The organism is candidate division WOR-3 bacterium, from assembly GCA_039802205.1.
In the GTDB taxonomy this organism is placed as follows: domain Bacteria; phylum Hydrothermota; class Tepidihabitantia; order SM23-42; family JAOAFX01; genus JAOAFX01.
On sequence record JBDRWD010000071.1, the window covers coordinates 1 to 12,886 of the forward strand.

Here is a 12,886-nt window from a genome sequence, read left to right on the forward strand (position 1 = left end):
TGCGGATTGAGAATACCGGTTCAAATCAATCATACTGTCAGAAAATCCTTAAGTTAGAATAATAACTAACCGGTGGGGTGGAGTTAATTGCTCCACCCCACTCTCTCTTGGTAGAGGTAAGATATGTATTTATTTCTTGTTTTCCAAATTCTTTTCTGTGGCTTCCAGCAGAAGTGGTATATATCTAAAGGTGTTCAAGGGGCTGTAGGAAGAATATTTGATACTGATTATGACCAAGATGGATATAGCGAATTGGTTTTTACTCCTTATTATCCTATATATGGTCTTTTTTTCTGTGAACTCCATTTGCCGAGTACCTGGGAGATAGATTCTTTCCCTTATGTTTCTTATCCGATCTTAATGGATATTGGTGACTTTGATTTAGATGGTTTACCTAATTTGGTATTACAAGAAGATTTCGGTGACTTTCCAAACGGACCTCCTGTTCCCGGTATCTCCATTGCTGAATCCCCTGATTCCTTTTCCTATCCCACCCAGGAAGTGTGGAGAGATACGGTGGGACCACCTCTTGTTCTGCCAGTATGTGCTTTTGATATTGACTCGGACGGATTCCCAGAAATTGTCAAAAATAGAGCTACTCCTTACGGATATCTTGGGATTTATGAATCTATAGGTAATAATCAATATGATTTAATTTTTGCTACTAATCCTGATACAACTGGCAGCGAGGCGCCTGCAGCAACTATAGCTTTTGGAGATTTCGACGGCGACAACAAAATTGAATTTGTGCCCGCTGGAGCCGATGAGTGGTATTGGATTTATGAATGCATTGGAGATAATAGTTACGAAAAGGTTGCTCAAGGATATTTACTTACACATAATATTCGTGACTGTTTCACCGTCCCCGATGCCGATGGTGATGGTAAGTTGGAGTTTGTGGTTAAAGGATTTGTTGTGCCTGATGCCCGGACTGATTGTTTTATCTTTGAGGCAACAGGAAATAATACCTACCAAATGATTAAATCCTTCCATCTTCCTAATGCTCAGCACTGGGACTATGGCGGTGGCTATTCGGATGTGGGTGATATTGATGGTGATTCAATACCTGAAATCTGCCTTGAGGCAGCGAGTTATGTCTATATTATCAAGTCAGCAGGAAATGATTCATTCTATGTATGGCAGACATTGTCGGGAAATTCTTTAGGCTCATCAATCAGAATTACCAATGACCTTGACAATAATGGCTTAAATGAAATTGTAATATCAGGTAATAATCATACCCGAATCTATGAAAAGACTCCTTTTGTCACCTGGTTCTGTCCGGTTCGGTATGATACATTCTGGGCTAATGATACCGTCTATCCCAGATGGAAACTTGATGAAACAATTGTCCTTGATTCATTGAGATTATATTGGGCACATCCAATTTTGGGTTGTCATCTAATCTATCAGGGTTTGCCTCAAGATACAATCTGCCAGTGGGTAGTCCCTGATACCCAGAGTAATATGGGGAATAAACTCTGGCTGGTGGTAAAAGGCAATGGCAGATATGATTCCACATCTTCGCCGGTCTTTTATATCAAAAGACATACTGGAGTTGAAGAAACCAAAATTTCGCAATCCGCAATCCAAAATCCGAAATTAGAAGTCTCTCCTAATCCATTCAAAAATCACTGCATTATTAAATTCCAAATCCCTGATAATTTCGCAATCTACAATCCGAAATCCGAAATTTCAATAAGAATTTATGATGTTTCGGGCAGGCTGGTTAAAGATCTTCCTCGGTTAACGGTAAACGGTGAACGGTCAACGGTCGCGTGGAACGGCGATGATGATTCAGGTCGCAAGACGCCTGCCGGCGTATATTTTGTACGTTTAGAGGTTAGTGATTTCAAAAAGATAGAGAAGACAGTATTGTTGAAATAGTTTCGCAATATTACAATTTTAGGGCTTGACTTTTACAAAAAAATGGTAAAATTATAATATACAAGGAGGAATTATGTTCAGTAAATTGTTCGCGGTATTATTACTTGGAGCTGGTATCATTCAGGCAAAAATTGTGCCCGCGAACATTGATAAAAAAGGGATTGATGAAGAAAATGTAATATCTGATCCTCATTATCCATACATACCACTACTCAATATTGTCGTGGTTGATTCCGGGAGTGAATATTCAATGTGGACTCAACAGCATGAATGTCTGGCATACAACCCCGTAATTGGTGGTCTGCAATTTGTCTGCAGGAGCTATAATATCAGTGGCAAGCTCGATGTCTGGCAGAGTGATAGCATTTTTAGTATATTTGTACTGGATCAACAGATTGGAGGTGGCAGGTATCCACATTCAATCGCCTCACACCCAGGACCCCATATATCTTTTCCATATCTAATTGCGGGTGCCTGGGGTAGTATGGCTGCACAATATGAGAGGGGTGGATGGTATTCTTCTCAGTGGGATACAGTAGTTGATGTTGGGGGTGGTAATGTCCATACATTTAAATGTATCGGTAAACAACTACCTGATGGGAACATTTGTTTTATTGGTTTAACCGGTGATAACAGTATTATCTTCAGGACCTGGAATTATGACCTGAGCCAGCAACTTGCCAGTGGAGTTGTAGCACCGGCAACGAGTTATTACTGGGGGTTTGATGTGAATGGTGGGATTGCACACATCTTTTGGTATGATGATAATTTGAATGTTTATTACAAAACCACGACCGATGGTATTAGCTGGAGTCAAACTCAGATCTACAATTTAGTCTGGCCCCAGCCATTTACGAATAATGTTTTCTACTGGGGGCAGATGGCACTCACTGATGGAGGCAACCCGATTCTTGTATTCGATATAGTAAATGGTGATGATACTGAATACCCGTATGAAGGCAAAATTTATGTTTCCATTGCTCCTGGTCAGCCATGCATTGAAGTTGGTGTTTCAACCCAAGGCGCAGAAAATTTCTATCCCACAATTGCCACTGGGGGTAATTATGTCGTTGTCCTTTTCGGCAAGACGAGGAACGGCAGTGGCCCATATACATTCTGGGATATTTATTATAATTATTCAGCGGACAATGGATTGACCTGGCATACACCGATAAATTTGACCACAAATATCACTGACCACAACAATTGTCTCTGGCAGATTGCCAAACGGGTTGTCCCAGCTGGTTATGGTCAGTTCTTCTTTGTGTTTGGTGCAGGAATAAACGATCCGATGTTGGATTTATATTGGGATATAATTAATGGTGGAGTAAATTCTGCCCGCTGGTATGTGGCACGGAATAAGATTCTGGGCGTGGAAGAAAAGAAAAATCGGGCTTTGCCCTTCCTGAATGATTTTAAAGTGATATCCAACCCGGCACACAATGAGTTTTTCATCTTCTTTGTTATGCAACAGGAAGGAATTGTCGGCATTGATTTATATGATGCAATAGGCAGAAAAGTCCGCACTCTTACCAAAAGAAAACTCGTTCCGGGATATCACAAATTAAAAATTGTTTTGAATCCAGAACGCCAGATTGCGAAAGGTGTTTACTTTATTAAGATAAAAACCGATTTTGTGGAGAAAGCCCTGAAATTTATAATAGAATAACAAAACGCCAAATTTTATTGAATAAGCTCATTATTGTTAATACACTGCATTAACAAACGAAATAAGACAATCAATTTTCAAGATTATTCTTTGCCACTGCCTTTCTACTAAAATGCTGGCTGCTTATTAGATAAATTGCAAATTCTAAATTTATTTTATTGACATAACCCTTATTTCGGATATAATTAGCCATGGCGAAAAAAACCCCTTTTTATGAAAAACATTTGCAATATGGTGCTAAGATTGTGGAATTTGCTGGGTTTTTCATGCCCATACAGTTCGAAGGTATCATCCCTGAGCATGAAACCGTGCGGAGTGGTGTAGGTGTCTTTGATGTTTCCCACATGGGTGAGATAGAGATAACCGGACCAGAAAGGATAGAGTTTGCCAATTACATCACTACGAATGATGTCTCAAAACTTGCACTTAATCAGGTCCAATATTCCGCAATGTTGTACCCGGATGGTGGGATTGTTGATGATTTGCTCGTTTATAATTTAAAAGACCGAATCCTTCTGGTCGTGAACGCCGCTAACACCGAAAAAGATTACCATTGGATACTCCAGAACAAAAAATTCAATGTGGAAATCAAAAATTTAAGCGATGAAATCGGACAGCTCGCAATCCAAGGACCAAAATCCGAACAGCTGATGCAAAAGATTGTGGACTTTGATCTATCCCAGTTGAAATACTATTGGGCAACAGAGACCAAAATAAAAGAGATTGATGTTCTGCTTTCACGGACCGGTTATACTGGTGAAGACGGCTTTGAGGTCTATATGGCGGCAAAGGATGGTTTAAAGATCTGGGATACTATCTTTGAGGTGGGTAAGGATTTAAATGTAAAACCTATCGGCCTTGGTGCCCGGGACACATTGAGGTTTGAGATGCGTTATTGTCTTTATGGAAACGATATCGATAAGACCACCAATCCCTTGGAAGCAGGATTGGGTTGGATTGTTAAATTTGAAAAGGGAGACTTTATCGGAAGAGAGGCATTGCTCAAAATCAAGGAATCTGGTTTAAAAAGAAAACTGGTAGGGTTTGAGGTTATTGATAAGGGGATACCACGTCCCCACCAGAAAATCATCAATGGGAGCAAGGAAATCGGATATGTGACCTCGGGGACCTTCTCCCCTTCTCTTAAAAAAGGAATCGGAATGGGTTATGTGGAGGTTCAATACTCCGAACCAGGAACAAAATTTAGAGTAATAGGCAAAGAACCAATATCGGTTGAAGTAATAAAGGGACCATTTTACAAAAAGGGAACTCATAAATAATAGGAGGTTAGATGGCTAATGTCCTTGAAGGGCTAAAGTATACCCGAGAACATGAATGGGCAAAGGTGGAAGGTAATATTGTAATTACCGGAATCACCGATTATGCCCAGTCCGAACTATCGGATATCGTCATGGTAGAACCCCCAAAAATCGGCACGACCATTAAGGCCGGTGATGCTGTGGGAACGATTGAAGCCGTAAAGGCCGTGAGCGACCTCTTTGCTCCGGTGAGCGGAGAAGTGATTGAAGTCAATGAAAAAGTTATTAAAGACCCTGGAATTATCAATAGAGATCCTTATAATGAAGGCTGGTTATATAAAATAAAAATGAGCAATCCGGCTGAGGTAGAAAACCTCCTTTCAGCCGAACAATATAGAGAACTGATAGCTGGGCACTGATGCATTACCTTCCTTTAACACCCCAAGACGAAGAAAAAATTCTCCACCGCCTCGGTGTTGGGTCTTTTAATGAGTTGGTTGATAAAATCATTCCGCCCGAATTACAGTTCCAGGGGCAAATCGGTCTGCCACCTGCGGCTTCAGAGATTGAGACAAGAAAAATCCTCCATAAACTTGCCATCGCTAACTGTAATACCAATGATTATATCTCATTTCTTGGTGCAGGTGTTTATGACCATTATATCCCGGCGATAATTGACAGCATAATTTCCCGTAGTGAATTTTATACAGCCTATACCCCCTACCAGGCAGAGGTCTCCCAGGGCACCCTCCAGACAATCTTTGAATACCAGAGTGCGATTTGTGAGTTGACCGGTATGGAAGTGGCGAATGCCTCTATGTATGACGGTGGATCGGCACTTGCCGAGGCCTGCCACATGGCGTGCGCAATCAAAGAACGGAAAAATGTGTTGCTTTCGGAACTCATCCATCCCTTCTATCAAAAAGTTGTGCGAACCTACTTAAAGGAATGTGGAATAGAGATCGTGCCTATCCCTCATAAAGATGGCTTAACGGATCTGGAACGATTAGAGGATTTAATCGATGACCATACTGCTGGTGTTGCGATCCAACATCCCAATTTTTATGGTCATCTGGAATCAGTCAAAGAGATTTCCGAGATTACTCATAAAAATGGAGCACTACTGATAAGCGTGGTCGACCCATTATCCTTGGGAATAATTGCACCTCCGGGTGAATATGATGCAGATATTGCAGTGGGTGAAGGACAGGGAATGGGTATTGCTCAGGGCTTTGGTGGTCCCCTTCTGGGCATATTTGCAACCAAAATGGAGTTTGTCAAATTCATGCCCGGAAGAATCGTAGGTGAGACGATAGATGCGGAAGGAAAACGGGGGTTTGTCCTTACCCTCCAGACCCGGGAGCAACATATCCGGAGAGAAAAAGCGACTTCCAACATCTGCACCAATGAGGCATTATGTGCCCTAAGTTCGCTGATTTATCTTTGTGCGATGGGTAAAATGGGTATAATTGAGGTTGGAAATCAGTGCTACGCAAAGAGTCATTACCTCTACAATCTTTTGAAAGAAATAAAATGGATTAGACCTGTTTATTCTGCAGAATTTTTTAAAGAATTTGTGATTGAAACCGAAAAACCTGCCCACGAATTGGTCAATAGACTTCTGGAATATAAAATATTCGCCGGGGTCCCGCTTTCAATTTTTGATAGAAATAACCAGAACCACCTCCTCATCGCGGTTACGGAAAAAAGAACCAAAGAAGAAATCGAACAATTTATAGAACTTCTTTCAAAAATCCTTTAAAAATCTCGACCCCCCTTCCCCGCCCATGCGTCTTTTTTTCATCGGTGATATCATTGGCGAACCCGGACGCAAAAAAATTCGCGAATGTCTTCATGAAATCATCAAAAATGAAGGCATCTTCTTCACCATCGCCCAGGGTGAAAACATTGCCGGCGGTATTGGTGTCACCGAAAAGACTGCCCAAGAAATCTTCAATGCGGGAGTAGATTGTATAACCACCGGTAATCATGTTTGGAAATATAAAGAAATATACCCTTACCTTGAGACCGAATGCAGAATTTTAAGACCCGCAAACTATCCTGAAGGCGCTCCAGGCAGAGGATACTATATATATGAGAAAATGGGAATAAAAATCGGTGTCATCAATCTTGAAGGAAGGGTATTTATGAGACCCCTTGACGACCCTTTCCGAGTGGGGAAAAAAATCGTGGAGGAAATAAAAAAAATAACAAAAAATATCTTCATCGATTTTCACGCAGAAGCCACAAGCGAAAAGAGAACCCTGGCATTCTATTTAGGTGATCATGTGACTGGTATTATTGGTACCCACACCCATGTTCCCACCGCTGATGAACAGATCATCAACAATCGATGTGCCTATATTACCGATGTGGGAATGGTTGGATCAATCGATTCAATAATTGGGATGAAAAAAGAAGAAGTATTGAAACAGTTTCTTTTTCAAATGCCACAAAAATTTCAAGTGGCGAAACACAATATTACCGGCAATGCAGTTATTATTGATTTTGACGAAGAAAAAGGGATAGCCTTAGGAATAAGACGCTTTCAATTTTAACCTTTCTTATAACATATTATACTTTTGTGCAACATAGCAAACACGGGGTCCTTAAAAATCCTTTATTTTACGAGACTTAAGTCTATGATGGTGGGCATAAAATTTGCCTATTAAATTTAGCAGAAAGGAGAAAAAATGAACAAAATAATTATTTGTCTCATGCTTATTTTTGCGTCTATTTATGGAGGACGCTTAGGGATTGGTTTTGGTCTCAATACCAGATACCAGGAAGATTATCTGCCGCAAAACTATCGCAATTTGATGGAAAACTTCTTCTGGGGCGAATTTCGTATTTCCGCAGAGGGCCTACCTTATATGTTCATCGAACCGGTTGGTATGATCTTTCATGACGCCGTAAAGAATCACTTTCTCCCGGGAGTTGGTTTGAGGATAAATATTGCACCCCGAATAGGTAAATTCTTTTTGGGACCATTCTTTGGATTTGAAGGTGATATTCTGTTTTACAATCCACGAAGCGAGTTCAGGGATGCTTTCTATGCTAATAAATTACAAGACTATTTTGAGAACTCCCATCCCCGTGGAATGGGAAGCGGCTACGGTGGTCTCTCTCTATATCTGGGCAAAAGCACCTCCCTTGACTGCCATTATCGATATCTCTACTTAGCTCCGGGAATGGGCATAGAAATGGTGGGCATAAATTTAACCTTTTATCTTAACTGGTAAAAGAATCGCTCTCTTTCTTTACTCTCTACATTGGACCTTGTTGAGAATCAGAAGGAACTATTAATTCCTAAAGAAAAATAAAAGCCAATCCCCAATATCATTTTCGTCAGAAGAAAAATCATTAAAAAGATCTATAGACGGAGATAAGGGCAACCACGCCAGTAATAATCAAATTTCTCTACGATTGTTTTTTTAAATTTTGCGTAGGCTATATAATAGCCCATAGATTGTTCAAAAAACGCGTTCGGGAACTTAAAGGAAGACCAGCAAAAAAACCTGCACCAATGACATATTTAAAGACATATCCAAGATTTCATAAGTTAACCTGGGCAATCAGATTCAATATTTTTTTATCGAATCGGTTTGTATTTAGAAATACTAAAGAAGAAAAAAGAGTAACAAGAGAGAAAAAAGAAGGAGGAAGCACTGTTTAAATATTAAAAGTCGATAAGTAAACGTGGGATAACCAAGTTTTGAACTGAGTCCTTTCCACCTTTTGTCAAATCATTTTTATGCGCTAAATTATTAGAGTAGCCGCACCCTTCAGGGTGCGAAATACCCTGGGATTTAAAAAGATTTATCCGGAGGCTAAAGCCTGCGCCTACAATTTTTACCCGTTACCATCCGACGACTTCAGGTTGGCATTTTTTATTTAAGTAAAGCGAAAGCCTTGGCAATGAGTTTCATCGTTCTTTCATAAAATGTATATAATATGGAGAGGACTCAGAGTCTTGATGCCTTGACAAAATCTCTTTTTTAGTTATAATGAAAATATGAGCTACGGGGAGATGGTTACCAATAATTTACACTGGTATGCAGTCTATACCCGATGCCATCATGAGAGAACGACGAACAAAATTCTCACCGATAAAGGGCTCACTACCTTCCTTCCGGAAATCCTGATGCCCAGCCGGAGAAAAGACCGCAAGATTTTAATCAAAAGGCCGTTATTCCCGAATTATCTCTTTGTGCAACTTGATCACAACAAAGAGAATTGGCTCAAGGTATATCGCACCCATGGTGTGGTCAAGATTTGTGGCAATGGCCGACCCACCCCTATTCCGGATGAAGATATAAATTCAATCAAAATCTTTGTACAAAGCGAACGGAATATATATCCTCTTCCCTATTTGGTGGTCGGTGCTAAAGTCCGGGTGATATCCGGACCACTTGCGGGTGCTATTGGGACTCTTTTGAAAGAAGATAGCAAAAAAAGAAGATTGGTAGTTTCTATTGAATTGATGGGACAGTCAGTGGCGGTAACTCTCGCGGATGATGAGGTGCGACCTTATTGATGGAATTTCCTTATTCCAATTTTTTGATAAACTTCTTCCATTGTTTGAGAGGCAATCTTTTTTGCCCTGAGATATCCATCCCTTAACACTTCATAAATATATTCTGGTCTATTTTTTAGCTCCTGTTGTCGTTTTTGAATTGGTTCCAATGTTGCGTAAAGATTTTCTAAGAGTATTCTTTTACAATCAAGGCAACCGATGCCCGCCCGTCGACACTCCTGGGCACAATAATCGATATCTTCTTGCTTGGAAAAGGCAAGGTGCATAGTATAAATATTACAAAGTTCGGGATTGCCCGGATCCGTTCTTCTTTTCCGACTGGTGTCGGTAACCGCGGTGCTCAATTTTTTCCAGATTGTATCTTTGTCTTCATCAAGGTAGATACAATTATCGAGCGATTTGCTCATTTTGTTTACTCCATCCAGCCCGAGTATCTTTGTCACCTTTCCGAGATATTCCTTAGGTTCTGGAAAAGTTTCTCCAAAATAAGCATTAAATTTACGCACAATCTCACGAGTTAATTCCAGATGGGGTAATTGATCCTCACCCACAGGCACGATCACTGATTTGTAAAGCATGATATCTGCCGCCATCAGTACCGGATAATCAAGGAGCCCCATATTCACATAATCCGGATTCTGCTGTCTCTTTTCTTTGAAGGTGGGGACGCGCATCAACCAGGAAATTGGTGTGATGGTGTTCAGAATCCAGGCGAGTTCGGTATGTTCAGAAACCGTGGATTGCAACATGAGAATGCTTTTCTGCGGATCAATACCGGCGGCGAGATAATCCACGGCACAATTGAAGATGCGTTGTTCCATTTCCGCTGGATTAAATCTTACGGTCATAGCATGGTAATCCACAATCCCATAAATACACTGGTAATCATCCTGGAGGGCAATCATATTCCGCATTGCACCAACATAGTTCCCGATATGAAGGCGACCTGAAGGCTGTATGCCACTAAAAAGATTGCCTTTAATCATGGGATATAATATCTAAAATTCGTGGCGGTGTCAATCCTGAAATATTTACCTTATCTCATGGCTCAAACCATGATATATAAAGCTAATCAAGCAAGGTATCCATTCTTTCGATACCAGTCAAGCGTCTTTTCCATTCCCGTTTTCAAATCGTATTTTGGCCTCCAGCCGGTATCACCTATAATCTTCTCATTGCTGCAGAGCCAACAATTTTGCATCATCTCTTTCATTTTATCAAAGCCGGCAAGCCGCATCTTCCTTGGTAAAACCAGATCGTTAAACAGTCCCAAGAGTAACGCGATGGATTTGGGAATATGAACCCTCAAATATCTTTCCCGTTTTAAAGATTTAAGAATAAGCCTCACAACATCATCGAAAAAATAACAGGTGCCATCGGTGACATAGTAGCTCTTGTGCGGAAAGTAATTATTTTTAACTATCAAATGCATGAGGTTTATCAAATCTTCTACATAGAGCATATTTATTAATTTCTCTTCCCTGCCAATACACAGATAAAAACCTGCATTTAACAATTTTATGAATTTAAGTATTTCGGTATCAAAAGGTCCATAGACCGAGCAGGGCCGGAGAATGATATAATCAAGTTCAGAATTGATTATAACATCTTCTGCCATTTTTTTGGTCAAACCATAAAAGGAAACCGGCGCAGCCGGCACCGTCTCATCCATGCTCGTGGAAGAACGAGAAGGCCCTCCCGCGGACTGCGAACTCAAAAAAAGAATTTTCTTTACTCCACTTCGCTTCATCGCGGACACGAGATTAACTGTGGCTAAGACATTTGCCCGATAAAACTCAACGAAATTGCGTCCCATCGTCAATCCAGCGCAGTGGATTACCTGCCTAACATTTTTCAGCGCCGTATCAAGATTCTGTCCTGTGTAAAAATCAGCATGAACAATCTCCACACCGTTTTGGTTTTTTGTGAACGATAATCGAGTTGCAGGACGGGCAAGAATCCTTATTTTTTGCTTATTTTTTATCGCTTCCACAACAAAATTTTTTCCAATGAAACCAGAGGCACCTGTGACCAGAATCATTTAAAAATTACTGGATAAAATTCAGGATACTAAAATTGGTAACTCAAAGAAAATTTTCGATTTGTTGTGGGGAAATCATACATCGCTTCATCCACTCCCACATCCAGGGCAAACCCCCCGGCTTTAATCCCACCACCAAAGGTAAACCCGATGCGTTTTCCTTCAAAATCATAAAAATAACCGCCGCGCAACTGGACGAAATCAAAATAGTTTATCTCCAATCCCATACCCTTCCAGGCTTCCTGTATTTCATACTTAAGATTTTCCATAAAGGTATTCCGGGGATTAGCAAACATCCCCACCAGCACCTTGGTTATCTCAAATGTTACATTGGCTTTTATCAATCTTGAATTTATCGGCTGTGCTTTAATACCCACGCGTAGTGTATAAGGCAAAGGGTCAGAGGCACCGCTCTGGGAATAACTGATATTCGGACCAAAATTTTGTAATGTTAAACCCAATGCACCAAATTCAAAAGGTTTATATAACAACCCGGTATCGAAGGCATAGGTGATACCGATTCCGCCGCTCTTTATTCCTAACTCGGGCATCCTGCCAAAGACCCATGGAGCAACAAGATACGAATAAATAAACTTCCAACCAAATCCTAATCCCAGGTTGGGTTTCAATTTAAGTCCATAACTCAATGCACCAGCAATATCAAAAGTTGTGTATGTCCCTAAATAATTTCCATCTTTATCATAAACATCAGTAGGCCCGGTAGTAAGGTAAATTAAATTAAATCCTCCAGTACCATTCTTTATCGGCCTGATATAGCCAGCATATTCATAGTACATACCCTCGTGCAAGCCTGAAAGCCACGGTGCATGTTGGAGGGTTATATTCTGACGATCCATGAATGCTAGCCCAGCCTGATTGTAATAACAGGCAGTAGCATCATCAGCAAGGGCACTAAATGCCCCAGCCATTGAAGTTGCCCGGGCACCAGGCCAGATTAAAAGAAAGACACAACCCGGTCGTTGGGCTGCTCCTTCAAGCGCCGCGATAACCGCAAGCAAAGCAAAAAACCTATGCATCAAAGACCTCCATATTTAGATTTATTATACTCTGAAAATTTAAAAAGTCAACCATCAAAATAAAATTTTACCCAAAATAAATTGAGATTCTCTGGCAAATAAAAGTATAGTTTATCGAATTCATTTCAGATATTCCACCCAATCCCTGGGCTTCTCAAAATGCGGTTCAACAGCTTTAAGATTGATGCTAATGATATCTTGCGATAGCACTCGGCATTTGATTTAATTATTGACTTTTTGGCTTTCATGGTATATACTTCCTCCGGAATGTCTATTGCGATCATAGGGGCTCCTTTCAGGAAATATATACTTGGGAGTCCCTATGTTTTCAAGTACCTGAGTCAGATAATTTATTTTGATTAAATAACCCCATTTCGGTAAGATCATTTTTGATTCAAATTGTACTGAGTACTCCTCACTTTTAATCTTCGGTTGGGCATAACTTTTTGAAACAAA

At 40.5% G+C, this 12,886-nt stretch carries 14 protein-coding genes; 9 read left to right on the forward strand and 5 right to left on the reverse strand.

Features of this window, described 5'->3' with window-relative positions; all coding sequences use genetic code 11:
- Window positions 1-123 precede the first annotated feature (123 nt).
- Together ABIL39_11155 and ABIL39_11160 are read left to right on the forward strand one after the other, a co-directional pair.
- Window positions 124-1,887, forward strand: coding sequence for a T9SS type A sorting domain-containing protein (locus tag ABIL39_11155; GenBank protein MEO0166680.1), 1,764 nt, complete (start codon window positions 124-126; stop codon window positions 1,885-1,887).
- Window positions 1,888-1,960: 73 nt separating this feature from the next.
- On the forward strand, window positions 1,961-3,556 hold the full coding sequence (locus tag ABIL39_11160; GenBank protein ID MEO0166681.1) for a T9SS type A sorting domain-containing protein: 1,596 nt from the start codon (window positions 1,961-1,963) through the stop codon (window positions 3,554-3,556).
- 70 nt (window positions 3,557-3,626) lie between these two features.
- Here ABIL39_11160 and ABIL39_11165 read toward each other — a convergent pair whose 3' ends face one another.
- Window positions 3,627-3,749, reverse strand: a complete 123-nt coding sequence (locus ABIL39_11165; protein ID MEO0166682.1) for a hypothetical protein — start codon at window positions 3,747-3,749, stop codon at window positions 3,627-3,629.
- Between ABIL39_11165 and gcvT the strand changes: the two genes are divergently transcribed.
- From gcvT to ABIL39_11200, 7 genes are all read left to right on the forward strand, one after another.
- The gene (gcvT, locus tag ABIL39_11170; GenBank protein MEO0166683.1) at window positions 3,748-4,836 is read left to right on the forward strand and encodes a glycine cleavage system aminomethyltransferase GcvT; all 1,089 of its coding nucleotides are present in this window, start codon (window positions 3,748-3,750) and stop codon (window positions 4,834-4,836) included. The two genes, ABIL39_11165 and gcvT, sit on opposite strands and share 2 nt — an antisense overlap.
- Before the next feature lie 11 nt (window positions 4,837-4,847).
- Entirely contained in the window at window positions 4,848-5,234 is a 387-nt protein-coding gene (gene gcvH / locus ABIL39_11175) for a glycine cleavage system protein GcvH (protein ID MEO0166684.1), read from the forward strand.
- Window positions 5,234-6,577: an aminomethyl-transferring glycine dehydrogenase subunit GcvPA gene (gcvPA, locus tag ABIL39_11180; GenBank protein MEO0166685.1), complete on the forward strand. Its 1,344-nt coding sequence runs from the start codon at window positions 5,234-5,236 to the stop codon at window positions 6,575-6,577. Before gcvH ends, gcvPA begins: the two co-directional genes overlap by 1 nt.
- Before the next feature lie 25 nt (window positions 6,578-6,602).
- The gene (locus tag ABIL39_11185; protein MEO0166686.1) at window positions 6,603-7,373 is read left to right on the forward strand and encodes a TIGR00282 family metallophosphoesterase; all 771 of its coding nucleotides are present in this window, start codon (window positions 6,603-6,605) and stop codon (window positions 7,371-7,373) included.
- A 135-nt stretch (window positions 7,374-7,508) separates the two neighbouring features.
- Window positions 7,509-8,057, forward strand: a complete 549-nt coding sequence (locus tag ABIL39_11190; protein ID MEO0166687.1) for a hypothetical protein — start codon at window positions 7,509-7,511, stop codon at window positions 8,055-8,057.
- A 227-nt stretch (window positions 8,058-8,284) separates the two neighbouring features.
- Window positions 8,285-8,491 (forward strand): hypothetical protein, encoded by a 207-nt coding sequence (locus ABIL39_11195; GenBank protein ID MEO0166688.1) that lies wholly within the window; start codon window positions 8,285-8,287, stop codon window positions 8,489-8,491.
- A 339-nt stretch (window positions 8,492-8,830) separates the two neighbouring features.
- Window positions 8,831-9,352, forward strand: a complete 522-nt coding sequence (locus ABIL39_11200) for a UpxY family transcription antiterminator (protein MEO0166689.1) — start codon at window positions 8,831-8,833, stop codon at window positions 9,350-9,352.
- Here the strand turns inward: ABIL39_11200 and trpS are convergent.
- From trpS to ABIL39_11220, 4 genes are all read right to left on the reverse strand, one after another.
- Window positions 9,346-10,338, reverse strand: a complete 993-nt coding sequence (gene trpS / locus ABIL39_11205; GenBank protein ID MEO0166690.1) for a tryptophan--tRNA ligase — start codon at window positions 10,336-10,338, stop codon at window positions 9,346-9,348. The two genes, ABIL39_11200 and trpS, sit on opposite strands and share 7 nt — an antisense overlap.
- An 86-nt stretch (window positions 10,339-10,424) precedes the next feature.
- A complete protein-coding gene (locus tag ABIL39_11210) occupies window positions 10,425-11,393 on the reverse strand; it encodes an NAD(P)-dependent oxidoreductase (protein MEO0166691.1) in 969 nt (322 codons plus the stop codon).
- Window positions 11,394-11,422: 29 nt separating this feature from the next.
- Window positions 11,423-12,430 (reverse strand): PorV/PorQ family protein, encoded by a 1,008-nt coding sequence (locus ABIL39_11215; protein MEO0166692.1) that lies wholly within the window; start codon window positions 12,428-12,430, stop codon window positions 11,423-11,425.
- Between the two features lie 222 nt (window positions 12,431-12,652).
- The coding region (locus tag ABIL39_11220) for a hypothetical protein (GenBank protein ID MEO0166693.1) at window positions 12,653-12,886 on the reverse strand (234 nt) is incomplete at its 5' end.